The organism is Jeongeupia sp. USM3, assembly GCF_001808185.1.
Lineage (GTDB): Bacteria > Pseudomonadota > Gammaproteobacteria > Burkholderiales > Chitinibacteraceae > Jeongeupia.
This window is the reverse complement of record NZ_CP017668.1, coordinates 1,498,314-1,513,249: the sequence shown is the minus strand read 5'-3', so window position 1 is coordinate 1,513,249 and position 14,936 is coordinate 1,498,314. Positions and strand designations below refer to the sequence as shown.

15 protein-coding genes, 4 tRNA genes and 1 pseudogene are annotated in these 14,936 nt (G+C 64.4%); 4 read left to right on the top strand and 16 right to left on the bottom strand.

The genetic code is table 11. The features are described from left to right. Window positions 1–89: 89 nt before the first annotated feature. Together BJP62_RS07085 and BJP62_RS17955 are read right to left on the bottom strand one after the other, a co-directional pair. Complete coding sequence (locus BJP62_RS07085; protein WP_070528277.1) at window positions 90–1,040, bottom strand: IS481 family transposase; 951 nt, start codon at window positions 1,038–1,040, stop codon at window positions 90–92. Beyond that, window positions 1,027–1,566, bottom strand: a complete 540-nt coding sequence (locus BJP62_RS17955; protein ID WP_083300764.1) for a thiamine pyrophosphate-binding protein — start codon at window positions 1,564–1,566, stop codon at window positions 1,027–1,029. The genes BJP62_RS07085 and BJP62_RS17955 overlap by 14 nt, the downstream gene beginning before the upstream one ends. Before the next feature lie 300 nt (window positions 1,567–1,866). Here BJP62_RS17955 and BJP62_RS07075 point away from each other — a divergent pair, with 300 nt between their 5' ends. Continuing rightward, the gene (locus tag BJP62_RS07075; RefSeq protein WP_070528272.1) at window positions 1,867–2,334 is read left to right on the top strand and encodes an Lrp/AsnC family transcriptional regulator; all 468 of its coding nucleotides are present in this window, start codon (window positions 1,867–1,869) and stop codon (window positions 2,332–2,334) included. Between the two features lie 30 nt (window positions 2,335–2,364). Next, a pseudogene (locus tag BJP62_RS19310) lies at window positions 2,365–2,436 on the top strand (hypothetical protein); the annotation flags it as partial. Window positions 2,437–2,593: 157 nt separating this feature from the next. Here BJP62_RS19310 and BJP62_RS07070 read toward each other — a convergent pair. From BJP62_RS07070 to BJP62_RS07055, 4 genes are all read right to left on the bottom strand, one after another. Continuing rightward, window positions 2,594–2,678: transfer RNA gene (locus tag BJP62_RS07070), tRNA-Leu, on the bottom strand. 82 nt (window positions 2,679–2,760) lie between these two features. Then, window positions 2,761–2,834, bottom strand: a tRNA-Cys gene (locus BJP62_RS07065). 51 nt (window positions 2,835–2,885) lie between these two features. Then, window positions 2,886–2,961 (bottom strand) — tRNA-Gly (locus BJP62_RS07060). A 36-nt stretch (window positions 2,962–2,997) separates the two neighbouring features. Beyond that, window positions 2,998–3,073, bottom strand: a tRNA-Gly gene (locus BJP62_RS07055). 252 nt (window positions 3,074–3,325) lie between these two features. Between BJP62_RS07055 and nadA the strand changes: the two genes are divergently transcribed. Both nadA and BJP62_RS07045 read left to right on the top strand, forming a co-directional pair. Then, window positions 3,326–4,243, top strand: a complete 918-nt coding sequence (nadA, locus tag BJP62_RS07050) for a quinolinate synthase NadA (RefSeq protein WP_070528269.1) — start codon at window positions 3,326–3,328, stop codon at window positions 4,241–4,243. A gap of 45 nt (window positions 4,244–4,288) precedes the next feature. After that, window positions 4,289–5,353 (top strand): bifunctional nicotinamide-nucleotide adenylyltransferase/Nudix hydroxylase, encoded by a 1,065-nt coding sequence (locus BJP62_RS07045; RefSeq protein WP_070528268.1) that lies wholly within the window; start codon window positions 4,289–4,291, stop codon window positions 5,351–5,353. Here the strand turns inward: BJP62_RS07045 and BJP62_RS18830 are convergent. The 10 genes from BJP62_RS18830 to BJP62_RS06995 form a co-directional block, all read right to left on the bottom strand. Further along, window positions 5,350–7,224, bottom strand: a complete 1,875-nt coding sequence (locus BJP62_RS18830) for a patatin-like phospholipase family protein (RefSeq protein ID WP_070528266.1) — start codon at window positions 7,222–7,224, stop codon at window positions 5,350–5,352. The genes BJP62_RS07045 and BJP62_RS18830 overlap by 4 nt on opposite strands. 111 nt (window positions 7,225–7,335) lie before the next feature. Next, the gene (rbsB, locus tag BJP62_RS07035; RefSeq protein WP_070528263.1) at window positions 7,336–8,274 is read right to left on the bottom strand and encodes a ribose ABC transporter substrate-binding protein RbsB; all 939 of its coding nucleotides are present in this window, start codon (window positions 8,272–8,274) and stop codon (window positions 7,336–7,338) included. Between the two features lie 45 nt (window positions 8,275–8,319). Next, entirely contained in the window at window positions 8,320–9,258 is a 939-nt protein-coding gene (rbsC, locus tag BJP62_RS07030; RefSeq protein ID WP_070528260.1) for a ribose ABC transporter permease, read from the bottom strand. A gap of 2 nt (window positions 9,259–9,260) precedes the next feature. Further along, window positions 9,261–10,742, bottom strand: coding sequence for a sugar ABC transporter ATP-binding protein (locus BJP62_RS07025; RefSeq protein ID WP_070528258.1), 1,482 nt, complete (start codon window positions 10,740–10,742; stop codon window positions 9,261–9,263). Between the two features lie 10 nt (window positions 10,743–10,752). Further along, window positions 10,753–11,151 carry a D-ribose pyranase gene (gene rbsD / locus BJP62_RS07020; RefSeq protein ID WP_070528256.1) on the bottom strand — a complete coding sequence of 133 codons (399 nt, stop codon included), beginning with the start codon at window positions 11,149–11,151 and terminating at the stop codon, window positions 10,753–10,755. Beyond that, the gene (gene rbsK, locus BJP62_RS07015; RefSeq protein ID WP_070528254.1) at window positions 11,148–12,041 is read right to left on the bottom strand and encodes a ribokinase; all 894 of its coding nucleotides are present in this window, start codon (window positions 12,039–12,041) and stop codon (window positions 11,148–11,150) included. The genes rbsD and rbsK overlap by 4 nt, the downstream gene beginning before the upstream one ends. A 239-nt stretch (window positions 12,042–12,280) precedes the next feature. After that, window positions 12,281–13,282, bottom strand: a complete 1,002-nt coding sequence (locus BJP62_RS07010) for a LacI family DNA-binding transcriptional regulator (protein WP_070528251.1) — start codon at window positions 13,280–13,282, stop codon at window positions 12,281–12,283. Window positions 13,283–13,348: 66 nt separating this feature from the next. Beyond that, window positions 13,349–13,822: a type II secretion system protein gene (locus BJP62_RS07005; RefSeq protein WP_070532428.1), complete on the bottom strand. Its 474-nt coding sequence runs from the start codon at window positions 13,820–13,822 to the stop codon at window positions 13,349–13,351. A 250-nt stretch (window positions 13,823–14,072) separates the two neighbouring features. Next, window positions 14,073–14,450 carry a type II secretion system protein gene (locus tag BJP62_RS07000; protein ID WP_070528249.1) on the bottom strand — a complete coding sequence of 126 codons (378 nt, stop codon included), beginning with the start codon at window positions 14,448–14,450 and terminating at the stop codon, window positions 14,073–14,075. 8 nt (window positions 14,451–14,458) lie between these two features. After that, entirely contained in the window at window positions 14,459–14,932 is a 474-nt protein-coding gene (locus tag BJP62_RS06995) for a type II secretion system protein (protein WP_070528247.1), read from the bottom strand. Window positions 14,933–14,936 lie beyond the last annotated feature (4 nt).

Genomic DNA, 14,936 nt, shown 5'->3' with positions numbered 1-14,936 from the left:
CCATGGGCAACGAAAGGAACACCGGCCCGCCTGGCGCTGCATTCGCATCATGGAAGGCGCGGCGTACGAGAACCGGCAACTGGTCGGCGCTAGTTGTGAAGAGTCAAGACGTTGTTTTTCGTTGCTGAGAGACGGGACATGGGCACGTGGCAGCCGATGCCGTGATGCGGACGGTGCCAGTTGTAATAATGACTCCAATACCTCAGGACTGCGCCGCGCTCATCCGAGTGTTGATAGGTTTGGCCGTAGGCCCATTCGCGCAGCGCGGACTGGATGAAGCGCTCGGCCTTGCCGTTGGTTTGCGGTCGGTAGGCGCGGGTGAACCTCTGCTTAATGCCCAGTTCAACGCAAACGCGGCCGAAGTCATGGGAGCGGAAGGCGGGCCCGTTATCGGTGATCAGGCGCTGGAGCGGTACGCCCAGCGTTTTGAAGTAGTCGTTGGCCGCACGCAGGAAGTCGATGGCGCTGGCGCGGCGCTCGTCGGGGTAGAGTCGGGTGAAGGCGATGCGACTATGGTCGTCGATCGCCACGAACAGATATTCCCAGCCGCTGTTTCGGCTGTTCTGGCGACGATCGCCGGTGATGCGATGGCCGACCTGCTCGAAGCGGGCGAGCTTCTTGATGTCGACGTGCAGCAGTTCGCCGGGCGTTTCGCGCTCGTAGCGCTGCACAGGCTCTGCGGGCTGCAGGTCGCTTAACCGCGATAGCCCTGCGTGTCGCAGCACGCGACTGACGGTTGCTTTGGACACGCCGATATAGCTTGCGATGCGAGCCTGCAGGAACAGCTTGCGACGCAATTCGATGATCGTCAGGGCAACGCTGGGCGCAATGGCACGTGGCGAGCGCTCGGGACGCGAGGATTTGTCGAGCAAGGCAGCCGCGCCGCCGACCAGATAGCGGCCCAGCCACTTGCGGGTGGTGACCGCGCTTACGCCATGGCGTGCCGCCGCCGCCGCGGTCGACAAACCATGCTCGGTGATGTCCTGAACCATTTCCAGGCGACGCAGATACGTCAGTCGGGCATTCTTATGTGTGTTCATCCGGTGTCTTGTTCTGTGACTGGGGGTTTGGCGATTTCCAGTCTCGCAGAACTTCTCCGGGTGAACACCCGAAACAACCTATTGAACCTTCACAGCTAGTGACTTCCTTGGCCCATTTCACCGCAGGCTCGGCGATCCGAACTAGATCGCCAAAGAGCAGGGGGTCGGTGACGGTATGACGGCTGTCCTGCTGGCCGGCGGTGACGACCAGCGGCGTTTGGGAGACGTAGGCATTGATGAGGTTGCCCATTCCATGACCCAGGCCGCCAGCGGTATGAAGATTCAGGAATGCTGGACGCCTTGCCGCTTGTGCGTAGCCATCGGCCATGGCAACCGCCGAGGCTTCCTGGAGTGCCAGCACATAGTGAATGTCAGGCGTTCGCAGTAGCGCATCCATCAGCGGCAGCTCGGTTGTCCCCGGATTGCCGAAAATGTATTCAACCCCTTCGCTTGCCAGAACCTCCAACAGAACTTCGGCACCACGGCGTACTGTTGTACTCTCTACCGGATGAAATAGTTTATTCATAAAATTATTTCCATGAAGGCAGGCTTTGGGAGGGGGCCCTGTTTCCGCATTCCGGAGGCTTTTGCAACTTCCGGTATGCCCGCCTTCCCGCAACTTGGGAAGGCGGGGTAGTTCTTGCGCCTTGTGAGCACAGCAGTCGTCTTCACGCCTTGTGAGCGTAGAATTACTTTAGCTTTCAATCGTAGAAATTATTCTCTTTGTTTTTTAAAATATTTAGTATTTTTAGAAGAAAATTCTTCAAAAATTCATTTTCATGGTCGATATTTCCTTCACTTTGTTGATTGCTCAGGAGGGGGGTCGATGAAAGATGGGCGGCTGGACGAGATCGACCGCAAGATCCTGCGACTGTTGGTCAACGACGGCCGTTTGAGTAATCAAAAGCTGGCCGAACAGGTCAATCTGTCGTCGACGCCATGCTGGAATCGCGTCAAAGCACTGGAGGAGGCAGGGGTCATCAGCAACTACACAGCCATCCTCGATCAGCGTGCGTTGGGGCTGCCGGACATCGTGATCATCGAGGTCACCCTCGAACGTCACGATGACGAAATCTTCAACCGTTTCGGGGAGGCCCTGGCCCAACTTCCGGAGGTGATGGAGGCTTATCTGGTCACCGGGGCGTACGACTACCTTATTAAGGTGGCGGTGGCTGGCACCGAGGGTTACGAGTGTTTCCTCCGCCAGAAGCTGTACAAGCTCCCTGGCATACGCCACAGCCGTTCAACGTTCGCCCTGCGTTGTCTCAAGCGGACGCACTCCGTCGTAATGTGAAAAGGATGACCTGAACGGAGGGATGATGCACGTGCCACAGTCGAACGCTGGCGAGCGGATTACAACGGATTCAGACAGCACAGTTCCCTGACCTGGCCCTGAGCGAGTTCCGGCTCGCCCCCTCCCCCTTGAAGCCGGAGTTCTCCGGCAACGATCGCTAGATGGGTTGGGAGGATGGTCATTCAGGAAACAAAAAAACCGCAAGCACTGTGGCTATGCGGGCTTGCTGGACACCGTTGGAACGGTCTGGAAGTCAAGGTGGTGCCCCGAGCCGGGGTCGAACCGGCACAGCTTACGCCGAGGGATTTTAAGTCCCTTGTGTCTACCAATTTCACCATCGGGGCAGGGCGCCGATTGTAGCATGCCGCAGCAGCGCCAGCAGTCGGCAGAAAAGCAAAAAGCCCTGAATAATCAGGGCTTTTGTACTGGAGGCGGGGGTCGGAATCGAACCGGCATAGACGGATTTGCAATCCGCTGCATAACCATTTTGCTACCCCGCCGCAACTGCGACAAAAAAGGGAAAGCGTCTAACTTTCCCTTTTTCTGGAATATGGAGCGGGATAAGAGGCTCGAACTCTCGACCTATACCTTGGCAAGGTATCGCTCTACCAACTGAGCTAATCCCGCATTTCAGCGGCAATACAATCCAACAAATACGGTGAATGGAGCGGGATAAGAGGCTCGAACTCTCGACCTATACCTTGGCAAGGTATCGCTCTACCAACTGAGCTAATCCCGCTTCGCCGTTTTCGCTGCTGTGTTCTGCAACTGAGGAACGCATTATGGTTTTGGGGTTGCCGTCTGTCAACACCTTTTTGCAAAAAAACCGGTGCGGATGCGGTTGTACGGGCGTGCAGGTGTAAGATGGCGCCACTGATGACCGTGCGGCGGGACGCGCCGTGCCGGTGAAAATCCGTTACGCATCAGCATCTTGTAGCTATTGATCGATCCGTCGCGGGGCGAGCCCGGGCGTTTTGCATGGGGGAAGACCATGAGCAAGAAAGTCGTGACGCTGGCGCACTACTACTGCCAGCCCGAGATCCAGCAGATGGCCGACAAGGTCGGCGACAGTCTGGAACTGTCTCTTTATGCCAAGGAGTGCGGCGCCGACACCATCGTGTTCGCCGGCGTGCGTTTCATGGCCGAGACCGCCAAGATACTGAATCCGCACGCCGAGGTGATCCTGCCCGACGCCGGTTCGACCTGTAGCCTCGTTACCCAGACCGACGTGACCGCGCTGAAGCAGTGGCGTGAGGAACACGCGGACTACGTGCACGTCAGCTACATCAACAGCTCGGCCGAGCACAAGGCCTTGAGCGACTGGATCGTCACCAGCCGCAACGTCGACGACATCATTGCCCATCTGTACGCCGACGGCAAAAAGGTGATCTTCTCGCCGGACCGCAATATGGGCGCCTACCTGAACTTCCAGTACGGCTACGATATGCCGCTGTGGTCGGCAGTGTGCGAAGTGCACGACAAGTTCAACCAGAACGCACTCGACGAGGCCTTTGCCGCCGTCGGCGGCGCCAAGTACCTGATCGCGCACCCGGAATCGCCGCTGCCGGTCTTGCAGCAGGCCGATTACGTCGGTTCGACCAGCGGCATGCTCAACTGGGTGAAATCGTTCGACAGGGACGCCGATGCGGTGATCTTTGTCGCGACCGAAGATGGCATCCTCTACAACATGGGGCTGGCGCGGCCGGATCTGGACATCCGCCAGGCGCCGATCTACGCCGGCTGCCAGTGCAATTCGTGCCCGTACATGAAGATGAACACCATCGAGGCGGTGAAGCGGGCGCAGGCCGGCGTCGGCACCCGGATCGACTACCTGAGCCCCGAGGCGATGGACGCGGCGCGGCTGCCGATCGAGCGCATGCTCGAGTTCTCCAAGCGGTACTACGCATAAGCGCAAAGGGCGGTCGAGACCGCCCTTTTTCATCCGGGAGAACCGATGACACAACGTTTCGACTACCTGGTGTTCATCGGCCGTTTCCAGCCGGTGCACATGGGCCATCTGAAGCTGATCCATGCCGCGCTCGAACACGCCGACAAGCTGATCGTGATCTGCGGTTCGGCGCGGCAGGCGGTGAGCCCGCGCAACCCGTTCACGCTGGCCGAGCGCGAGGCGATGCTGCGCGCGGCCTTGCCGGCCGAGCTGCAGCACCGGGTGTTCATGCTCGGCTGCTCGGACCGGATGTACAACGACCAGCAATGGGTGACCGAAATCCAGAGCCTGGTCGACAAGGTCATTGCCGTCGACACCGCCAGCCTCGGCCACCGGGCGGCCGAGTTCGGCATCGGCATCGTCGGCAGCCGCGGCAGCCGCAACGCGTGGTATCTGGAGCTGTTCCCGCAGTGGCAGCGGCTCGAGGTCGACGACGAGCCCGGCATCGACGCGCAGCGCGTCCGCGATGCGCTGTTCGACGCCGGCGGATCGCGTTTCGATACCTGCGCCCCCGGGCTGCCGCCGGCGGTGTTCGACTGGCTGCAGGTCTTCCGGCGTGGCGACGTCTACGCGAGGCTGGCCGCCGAGTACCGCTATCTGCAGGACTTCCGCCGTGCGTGGGCGGTGGCGCCGTATCCGCCGACCTTCGTTACCGTCGACGCGGTGGTGATCCACTCGGGCCACATCCTGCTGGTGCGGCGGCGCGGCATGCCCGGCAAGGGCTTGTGGGCGCTGCCCGGTGGCTTCATCGAGCAGGACGAACCGATCCGCGACGCGGTGATCCGCGAGCTGAAGGAAGAAACCCGGCTCAAGGTGCCGGCGCCGGTGCTGGCCGGCTCGATCCGCGCCAGCCGGGTGTTCGACCACCCGCAGCGCTCGCTGCGCGGCCGGACGATCACCCACGGCTTCCTGATCGAACTGACGCCGACCGGCGAAGGGCTGCCGAAGGTGCGTGGCGGCGACGATGCCGACCGGGCGCAGTGGGTGCCGCTGTTCGAGTTCAACCGGATGGAAACCGAGCTGTTCGAGGATCATTTCTATATCGTCAACTGGTTCCTCGGCCAGATTTAACCGCCACCGCCACCGCCACCGCCACCGCCACCGCCACCGCCACCGCCACCGCCACCGCCACCGCCACCGCCACCGCCACCAACACCTGACCGCGCCGGCGTCTCCTTGGACCAGTCGGCTTGGTAACTGATCAGCCCGCGGTCGAGCAGGTCGCGGGCGATCGTTTTCATCGCCAGTTCGGTCGCTTTGGCGCCGCCGAACATCCAGCCCAGTTTGCCGTACCAGCGGGCAACGTCGTCGAGCTTGGCGAGGCCGCGCTTGCTCAGCAGCTTGAAGCGCTTTTCCAGCTTTTGCGCGAGGATGACGAAGCGGTCGTTCTGGAAGTCGTCGATCGGCCAGGTTGCGAGCTCGACCTCTGGTCGCGCGCGGCCAAACAACGGAATCAGCGGCAGTTCGCCGTTGTCGATCGGGCTGGATCGAGGGCCGTCTACGTGCGGGTTGCCGGGCAGAACCGCCAGGTGCAGCTCCAGGAAGCGCTGGCAGTTGCGCCGGCCGAGCATGAAGTCATGGTGGCGGAACGATTCATGCAGGAAGCCGGCGAAGGCCGACAGTCCGGCCGAGGCGAGCTGGGTGCCTTTTTTCTTGGTTGGTGCGTGCGCCGGGCCCCGGCTGTCACTCGGTGCGACATAGAAACGGCTGTAGACGCTGGGGTCTTCGGCCAGCATCAGCGCTTCGGCGTTATAGCGGCACTGGTCCTTCATGCCGCTGAGCAGTGACGGCAGCACGTCGAACAGGTCTTCGCCGTGCTCGGGGGCTTGATACCTGGCCGGGTCGGGGAAGGGGTCGATCATGATGACCGCGCGGCAGGCGTCGTCGCCCTTGCGCGGATTGCTGCCGCCAAGGCCGGCGAGTTCGCGCCGGGCGAGCTCGAATGGTTCGTTGTCCATCACGCCGCCGTCGCTGCACAGGTAGCGGTAGCCGTCGCTGGCTTCGTTGTCGGGAATGCCCGAGTTCGGCTTGGGGCTGAGGCGATACAGGTCATTGCTGCCTTGCAGGAAACGCAGGTAGTAATCGCGGCCGCGGCGCGCCAGTTGCCGGTGCGGCAGGCCGCCGGGAAACGCGCCGGAACCCAGTGCGTGCTGGACGAAGTCCTGCCACGGCCCGGTGGCGCTTAGCTGCGCCGGGTCGAGCGGATATTCGTCCGGACAGGGGCGTGCTGTACCGAGGGCAAAGCGGATGTGGTCGGCGTGCAGTGTCATTTCGTGTTGCGCTTCGCCGCCGCGCATGTCGACGGCGTAGGGCACGCCGCTGAGATTGGTCTGGGTGAAGATCAGCTTGAGCGGGTGCTGCGGCTGGTCAGCGCCGGCGGCGAAGCCGAGATAGGGGCGCAGCCGGGCGCCGGGCGCCGGGCCCCACACTGCCGGCCACGGGCCAATCGCCCGCGTGGCGAGCTTGTCCAGCGCGCTGCCGTCGAGCAGCGAAGGCACGCGCAGGTCGGCACGGGCCAGGTCGTCGCTGCCGAGCATGCCAAAGGCGTAGGAGCGATCCCCGATCAGGTCGATGTTCTTGACCCAGACCTCGTACAGCGGGTTGCCGGCAACCGGGCCATGCGGGAAATCACGGTGCAGGCAGGTTGCGGCGATCGCGGCGACGACGCTGCCGGCCGATGCGCCGCTGATGGCTCCGAGGCGGACCTCGTGCTGCGGCACGGTTGCCGGGTCGACGCCGTCGAGCTGTCCGGCCTTGGCTTTCTGCCATTCGTCGAGTGCCTCGATCAGGAAGTCGAAGACGCCGGCGCTGTACGCGCCGGCCGACACCGCGCCGGCCATGGTGATCGCCAGCTCGAAGACCCGGGGCGGCGGGAGTGGCCGCTTGTAAGGCCGCCCGATCTGGTCTTCGTATTCTTCGATGCTGACTTTGCTGCTGGCCATCGCAGGTTCCTTCGCCGTCGTGGTCTCCCGGTATAGCAGCGCCGGCAATTCATCGGCAGAAAAAAAACGGCCCCGTGTAGGGGCCGTGAAAGTCTCTGCGGTGTACTCGGTTTACTGCGCGTTGTCCTTGGTGACGAGGTTCAGTGGCACTGGGATCGACTTCGGCACCTGCTTGCCGTCGATGATCTGCTTGGCGGTGTCGACGGCCATCTTGCCCATCAGGTCCGGCTTTTGCTGGACGGTGGCGGCGAGGGTGCCGGCCTTGACCGCGGCGATCGCGTCGCTGGTCGCGTCGAAGCCGACGACAACGACGTCCTTCAGCCCTGCGGCCTGGATCGCCTGCAGCGCGCCGAGGGCCATTTCGTCGTTCTGGGCGAACAGGCCCTTCACGTCCTTGTTGCCCTGCAGGATGTTCTCGGTCACGGTCAGGCCCTTGGCACGGTCGAAGTCGGCCGGCTGCTTGGCGACGACCTGTACGTCCTTGGCGTCCTTGATGCCCTCGCCGAAGCCCTGGCCGCGTTCACGCGCGGCCGACGAGCCCGGGATGCCTTCGAGCTCGATCACCTTGCCCTGATGCTTGATCTGCTCGAGCAGGTATTTCGCCGCCATGCGGCCACCCTCGATGTTGTCCGATGCGATGTGGGCGACGACTTCGCCGCCGTTGACCGCACGGTCGATGGTGATCACCGGGATCTTGGCATTGTTGGCTTCACGCACCGCGTTGGCGATCGCGTCCGAGTCGGTCGGGTTGATCAGGATGACGCTGACCTTTTTCTGGATCAGGTCTTCGATGCTGGAGATCTGCTTGGCGGCGTCGTCCTGCGCGTCGACGGCGATCAGCTTGATGCCCTGCGCCTTGGCCTCGGCCTCGGCGGCCTGGCGCAGCGTGACGAAGAACGGGTTGTTCTGTGTCGAGACGGCAAGGCCGATGGTCGGCTCGCCGCTACTGGCGGCTTCCGATGCGGCGCTGCTGTCCGGGCCCTGCTTCGAGCACGCGGCGAGACCGAGGGCGATGGCGCCGATCAGCAGGGGTTTGATCCACGGTTTCATGCGACTTCTCCTATTTGACTGCTTGGTGGCGGGCTCTGGACCCGTTTACTTCTTCCCGGCGCGGTCGATCAGCACCGCGAGCAGGATGATGATGCCCTTGATGACCTGCTGGTAGAACGACGAGACGCCGAGCAGGTTGAGGCCGTTGTTGAGCACGCCGAGCAGCACCGCGCCGATCAGCGTGCCGACGATCCAGCCGCGGCCGCCGGCCAGGCTGGTGCCGCCGATGACGACCGCGGCGATCGCGTCGAGCTCGTAGCCGGCGCCGGCGGTCGGCTGGGCCGAATTGAGCCGCGAGGTCAGGATCGCGCCGGCGAGCGCCGCCATCAGCCCCGACAGCGCGTACACCCAGAGCTGGACCCGGTCGACCTTCACACCGGAGAGCTTCGATGCTTCCGGATTGCCGCCGACGGCGTAGACGTGACGGCCGAACACGGTTTTCTTCAGCACGAACCACAGCGCACCGAACACGACCAGGGTGATCACGACCGGGACCGGGACGATGCCGAACACGTAGCCGCTGCCGAGCATGTAGATGAAGTCGCTGTTGAAGCCGGTCATCGGGCTGCCGTTGGTGTAGACCATGGTCAGGCCGCGGTACAGCGTCATCGTGCCCAGCGTGGCAATGAACGGCGCGACCTTGCCCTTGGTGACGATCACGCCGTTGACGAGGCCCATGGCGGCGCCGGCGGCCAGCGCGACGATGGTCGCGGCAACCGGGTTCATGCCACCGCCCATCAGCCCGGCCATCAGCGCTGCCGACAGCGCCAGCACCGAGCCGACCGAGAGGTCGATGCCGGCGAGCAGGATCACGAAGGTCATGCCGAAGGCGATCAGCGCGTTGATCGACACCTGGCGCAGCACGTTCAGCAGGTTGCCGACGGTGAGGAAGTCCGGGCTCATGATCGCCAGGATGATGGCCATGATGACCAGTGCGATCAGTGGCCCGAGTTTTTGCAGGGTGGCTTTGGTTTGCGGGCTCATCGTTATTGTCCTCCGGTTGCCGCGTGCATGATGGTTTCCTGGGTCGCGGTCTTCGCGTCGAAAATGCCGGCCTGCCGGCCCTGGTGCATCACGAGGATGCGGTCGCTCATCGACAGCACCTCGGGCAGCTCGGACGACACCATGACGATGGCGACACCGTTGGCGGCGAGTTCGTTGATGATCTGGTAGATCTCGGCCTTGCCGCCGACGTCGACGCCGCGGGTCGGCTCGTCAAGGAAGAGCACCTTGGGGGCGATCCCCAGCCATTTGGCAAACACGACCTTCTGCTGGTTGCCGCCCGACAGCGACTTGACGTCGAGTTCGGCGTCGCGGGTACGGATTTTCAGCCGCGCGATCAGCCCGGCGACTTCGGTGCTCTCGCTGCCGCCGTCGACGACGCCGCCGCGGGCGAGCTTGGCCAGATGGGTGAGGGTGATGTTCTCGCGCACCGACATCCCGAGCACCAGGCCCTGGGTCTTGCGGTCTTCGGTCACGAAGCCGATGCCGTGGCCGATGGCCGCGATCGGGTTGGTGATGTGGATGGCTTCGCCGTCGAGCCAGACATCGCCGCTCTTGCGCCGGCTGGCGCCGAACAGCGCGCGGACGATCTCGCTGCGCCCCGAGCCCATCAGCCCGGCGATGCCGAGCACCTCGCCGGCGTGGACTTCGAAATGGATGTCCGAAATCGCATGGCCGTCGTCGAGGTCGCTGACCTTGAGGCGGGGCTTGCCGATCGCGACGTCGCGCTTGGGAAAGCGGTCGCCGATTTCGCGGCCGACCATCAGCTTGACGATCTCGTCGAAGCCGGTGTCCCTGATCACGCGCTGGCCGACGAACTGGCCGTCGCGCAGCACCGAAATCCGGTCGCAGATCTCGAAGATTTCCTCCATCCGGTGCGAGACGTAAACGATGCCGACGCCGCGCGATTTCAGGTCGCGCATCAGGCCGAACAGCACCTCGATCTCGCGGTCGGTCAGCGCCGCGGTCGGTTCGTCCATGATCAGCACCTGGGCGTTCAGGCTCAGCGCCTTGGCGATCTCGACCATCTGCTGCTGGCCGATCGACAGCTTGCCGGCTTCCATCTCCGGGTCGATGTTCTTCACGCCCAGATGCGCCAGGTACTCGAGCGCCAGCTCGCGCATCCTGCGCGTATCGAGCACGCCGCCCTTGTGCTTCTCGCGGCCGAGGAACAGGTTGTCGATCACCGACAGTTGCGGGATCAGGTTCAGCTCCTGGTGGATGATCGCGATGCCGTGACGCTCGGCGTCCTTGGTGTCGCGGATCTCGACCGGGCGGCCCTCGATCTCGATCGTGCCGTAGTCGGCCTGATAGACGCCGCAGAGGATCTTCATCAGCGTCGACTTGCCGGCGCCGTTCTCGCCCATCAGCGCGTGGATCTCACCGCGCTCGAGCTCGAACTCGACGCCTTCGAGCACCTTGACCGGGCCGAAGGCTTTGCCGATGTCCTTCATTTTTACGACCATGACCGGCTCCTCAGAAGATCACGCCGGCGTACAGCACGACATTGGCGTAGGGCGTCGCTTCGCCGGTGCGGATGACGACCCTGGCGTCGTGCGACAGGCGCTTGAGGTCGTCGTGCGATAGGTAGTCGATCCCGATGCCGTCGCCGGCCATCTTGGTTGCGCGGGCCATCACGGCCTCGTTGCGGTCGAGCGCTTCGGTCGCGAACACCGCGCGTTCGACCTGCATGTCCTTGAGCACTTCGTCGAGCACGTCAAAGAAGCTCGGTGTGCCGATGCGCAGCGCCAGGTCGATCCGTTCGACGTGATCGGGAATCGGCAGGCCGCAATCGCCGATGACGATGCAGTCGGTGTGGCCGAGGCTCGCCAGGACGCGGGCGATGTCGCTGTTGAGGATGCCGTGCTTTTTCATGCTGCGTTGTCCAGGAAGGTATCGACTTCGACACGCGTCGGCATGCCGCCCTGTGCGCCGGCACGGGTCACCGACAGCGCGCCGGCGGCGCAGGCGTAGCGCGATGCGGCGGCGAGGCCGAGGTCCCAGAACGCGGCGATCGCGCCGTTGAACGTGTCGCCGGCGCCGGTCGAATCGACGGCCTCGACCGGGAACGAGGTCTGGTGCTGCAGCGCACCGCCGGCATCGGTGAAGTAGGCGCCGTCGCGGCCCTTGGTCATCACCACCTTGCCCGGCAGCATCGCCAAGAGCGCTTTCCAGTTCTCGGGCTTGCCGTCGAGCGCGACGGCAAGTTCGTATTCGTTCGGCGTGAACAGCGCGACCTTGCCGACCAGTTCGATCGGCAGCCGGGCCGCCGGCGCCGGGTTGAGGATGAAAGGCTTGCCGTGCTTGTGCGCCAGCGCGGCGGCGGCTTCGACGGTGGCCATCGGCACTTCGAGCTGTGCCAGCACGACGTCGGTGCCGGCAAAGGCCTGCTCGGAGGCGGCGATGTGCTCGGGAGAGAGTTCGCCATTGGCGCCGGGGACGACGAGGATGGCGTTGTCGCCGTCGCAGACGGTGATCGCGGCGATGCCGGTGGCGGCGGAGTCCGATACGCCGATCCAGCGGGTGTCGATGCCCTCGGTCGTCAGCGTGGCCAGCATCTGCTGGCCGAATGCGTCGTCGCCGACCCGGCCGACCATCGTCACCTGCGCGCCGAGGCGTGCCGCGGCAACCGCCTGGTTGGCGCCCTTGCCGCCGGGATGGGTCGCAAAGCGTTCGCCGAACAGTGTTTCGCCGAGACGCGGGAAGCGCGTCGTGCCGACGACGAGATCCATATTAATACTGCCGACTACCAGCACCTTGGTCATAGCAACTCCTTATGCACCCGTAGTACAGGCTAGACCGCTACCACGGATTCGGGCTCTTGATTCGAGCGATGTGCCGATGCTAAACCGTGTTAAGCAAAAAAAGTAGACCTGGATCAACTTTTTGTAGTGTTTCTGGAAAAACTACAGGAATCCCCTTATGCCGACGGCAAAGCGGGCCCGGCGCGGGCGCGGGCGCGGCGATGCCGGGGCCCAGCGTTGCGTGACGTTCGGGAAGAGGATTAACGCTGCCGGCGGCGAACGCTGGCGTCGATCCAGCGTTCGGGCTCGGCCGGCTGGCCGGCCAGCAGCGCCAGTACGGCGGCAAGGCTGTCGGCCGCCAGCGTATGGCTGTCCTGCGCGACCGATTGCACCGCCTGCGGCAGGCAGTCGAGCAGCGGGTGGTCGTCGAAGGTCAGCAGGAAGTCGGGGCCGGTGCCGCCGTGGGCATTGACGAAGGCCAGCACGCCTTCGAGCAGCGTGATCCCGCCGGTGAACACCGCCTGCGGGTAGCGGCCGTGCCGGTTCACCCAGTCGGCGAGCCGGGCCTGGCCCGATGTGCGCAGGTAGTCGCGCTCGCTGATCCAGTCGTCGCCAACGGCGATGCCGGCGCGATCGACTGCGGCGCGGTAGCCGGCGAGCCGGTCGGCGCTGGTCGACAGGCTGGCGCCACCGCCGATGTACAGGATCTCGCGTGCGCCGTCGGCGATCGCGCCGCCGACCAGTGCCTCGGTGGCGGCGGCGGCGGCGGTCACGACGAAGGGAACGCTGCTGCCGGGAACGCGGCGGTCGGCGAACACCAGCGGCAGGCGCCTGGCCCAGCCGGCATAGACGGCCGGGTCGGCGTTGCACGGCACGACGATCAGTCCGTCGACCTGGCGCGCGATGAGCTGGCCGATGCCGGCGGCTTCCTGTACCGGGTCGTCGCTGCTGCTGACGATCATCAACTGGTAGCCGGCTTCCCGCGCCAGCGGCTCGAGCGCTTCGGCGAGACTGGCGTGAGTGAAGTTGGTCAGTTGCGGCACGACGAGGCCGAGCGTGTGGCTGGCGCGTGCGCGCAGGGCCCGGGCCGATTGCGACGGCTGAAACTGGTGTTCGGCGGCAACCGCGAGCACGCGTTCCTGCGTGGTCTTGGAAATCCGGTAGGTTTCGGCGCGGCCGTTGAGCACCAGGCTGGCGGTGGTGCGCGAGACGCCGGCGAGCCGGGCGATGTCGTCGATGGTCAGGCGTGCAAAGGTAGCCACGGCGGTCTTCGGGGTTTGCTAAACCGCTTTAGCATAGCTTTTCTGTTGCTCCGCAACAAGACCGCTTCAGCGGGTCCGGCCGCCGCCGCTGTTGGGCCACCAGGCGAATTGCCAGTCGGCGAAGCTCTTCTTGTCGACGAAGTTGCCGTAGGGCTGCGGAAAGTTGCTCTGCTTCAGCGGCACCTTGGTCGACTTGCTGTAGACGCCCATGAAGCCGCCGCCCGGCGCGCCGATGTAGGCCCAGTCCTCGCCGGTCATCGGGTCCTTGTACGCGCGGCGCAGGAAGCGCCGGGCAAACGGCACGCGCGGATCCTGGACCAGATCCTGCAGCCGCTTCGGGTACTGCGAATCGATGGCGTTGTAGCCCTTGATCGCCAGGCGGATCTCGTCGCCGACCCGCAGCAGTTCCTGCTCGCGTTCGCGCTGCAGCTTGGTTTGCCAGGCGTCGCCGACGAGACCGAGATAGATGCCCATCACCAGCACCATCATCAGCACCCAGACGTAGGCGAAGCCGGCTTGGCGGCCAGGGCCGGTCGTCATGCGTTTCACGACTGCGTTCGGGGCAGTTCGGGTGGTGCGCAAGAAGCCGGTCGCGCCGCGGTACGCGTACCGCAAGCGGCCGACGACGCTGCGCGGCGCCCGAAATGCCCCGAATCCGAAGGGCTGGGCCGAAAAAGAACCATCCACTGCGTTGTGTTCCTTGGCAACAACTGGTTATTACCTGCGTCACGCGCCTTGTCGCTGGCCCTTTTTCGGCCCAGCGCAGCCGCGAAACGCATGACGACAGGCCCTAGAGGTCGCGGAACGGTTTGCCATCGCTGTCGTTGCCGTCGGCACTGCTCTTGACGTCGTAGACGCCGCTGCCGCCTTCGGGTGGGATCGTCCGCCAGGCATCGCGGCGGTTGGCGACCGGGTCGAGCGGCATCTCGCGCAGGTAGCGGCGCTGGACCAGTTCGTCCAGCGTGGCCGGATAGCGGCCGGTATCGGCGTAGAACTTGTCGATCGCGTCGCGCATCGCCACGAGATTGTGCTTGAGCACGGTCTCGGCGGCGCGGTCGGTCTGCTGGAAATAACGCGGCACGACCAGGGTCAGCAGGCTGGCCATGATGGCGAGCACGACCAGGAGTTCGATCAGGGTAAAGCCGCGGCGGCGGCGCGGGGAAGGCATCGTGGGAATCACCAATCGCGGTACGGCGTGCCGTTGAGGCCGACGCCGTTGGAGCGGGAATACACATCGTAGACGTCGCGGCCCTCCTGTGGCGAATCGGGCGGGCTTGCATAGCTGCGCAGACCCCAGGTCTGCACGTTGTTCATGCTCGGGCAGTCGCAGAACGGGTCGCGCGGAATGCGCCGGAGGAAGTAGATCTTCTTGCCGGTCGGGTCCTTGGCGTCCTTGACGCCGTCGGCGAGGAGGGCCAGTTCGGGCGGGTAACCGGTGTCCTCGAGCGACTTGCTGACCCGGCCGTCGTCGACCGCCAGCTTGTAGGCGTCGATCGCGCTGCGGATCTGCCATAACGCCTGCCGCAACTCGGACTCGCGGTTGCGGGTGGCGGCAACCTGCGACAGCGGCAGCGCGACGGTCGCAAGCACGGCGAGGATGGTCAGCGTGACCATCAGCTCGATCAGCGTGAAGCCCCGTGCGCGGCGCATGGCG

Excerpts from the sequence above, each read along its gene's own strand:
- BJP62_RS07085 (WP_070528277.1), bottom strand. The coding sequence starts at position 1,040 with ATGAACACACATAAGAATGCCCGACTGACGTATCTGCGTCGCCTGGAA.
- BJP62_RS17955 (WP_083300764.1), bottom strand. The coding sequence starts at position 1,566 with ATGAATAAACTATTTCATCCGGTAGAGAGTACAACAGTACGCCGTGGT.
- BJP62_RS07075 (WP_070528272.1), top strand. The coding sequence starts at position 1,867 with ATGAAAGATGGGCGGCTGGACGAGATCGACCGCAAGATCCTGCGACTG.
- nadA (WP_070528269.1), top strand. The coding sequence starts at position 3,326 with ATGAGCAAGAAAGTCGTGACGCTGGCGCACTACTACTGCCAGCCCGAG.
- BJP62_RS07045 (WP_070528268.1), top strand. The coding sequence starts at position 4,289 with ATGACACAACGTTTCGACTACCTGGTGTTCATCGGCCGTTTCCAGCCG.
- BJP62_RS18830 (WP_070528266.1), bottom strand. The coding sequence starts at position 7,224 with ATGGCCAGCAGCAAAGTCAGCATCGAAGAATACGAAGACCAGATCGGG.
- rbsB (WP_070528263.1), bottom strand. The coding sequence starts at position 8,274 with ATGAAACCGTGGATCAAACCCCTGCTGATCGGCGCCATCGCCCTCGGT.
- rbsC (WP_070528260.1), bottom strand. The coding sequence starts at position 9,258 with ATGAGCCCGCAAACCAAAGCCACCCTGCAAAAACTCGGGCCACTGATC.
- BJP62_RS07025 (WP_070528258.1), bottom strand. The coding sequence starts at position 10,742 with ATGGTCGTAAAAATGAAGGACATCGGCAAAGCCTTCGGCCCGGTCAAG.
- rbsD (WP_070528256.1), bottom strand. The coding sequence starts at position 11,151 with ATGAAAAAGCACGGCATCCTCAACAGCGACATCGCCCGCGTCCTGGCG.
- rbsK (WP_070528254.1), bottom strand. The coding sequence starts at position 12,041 with ATGACCAAGGTGCTGGTAGTCGGCAGTATTAATATGGATCTCGTCGTC.
- BJP62_RS07005 (WP_070532428.1), bottom strand. The coding sequence starts at position 13,822 with ATGACGACCGGCCCTGGCCGCCAAGCCGGCTTCGCCTACGTCTGGGTG.
- BJP62_RS07000 (WP_070528249.1), bottom strand. The coding sequence starts at position 14,450 with ATGCCTTCCCCGCGCCGCCGCCGCGGCTTTACCCTGATCGAACTCCTG.
- BJP62_RS06995 (WP_070528247.1), bottom strand. The coding sequence starts at position 14,932 with ATGCGCCGCGCACGGGGCTTCACGCTGATCGAGCTGATGGTCACGCTG.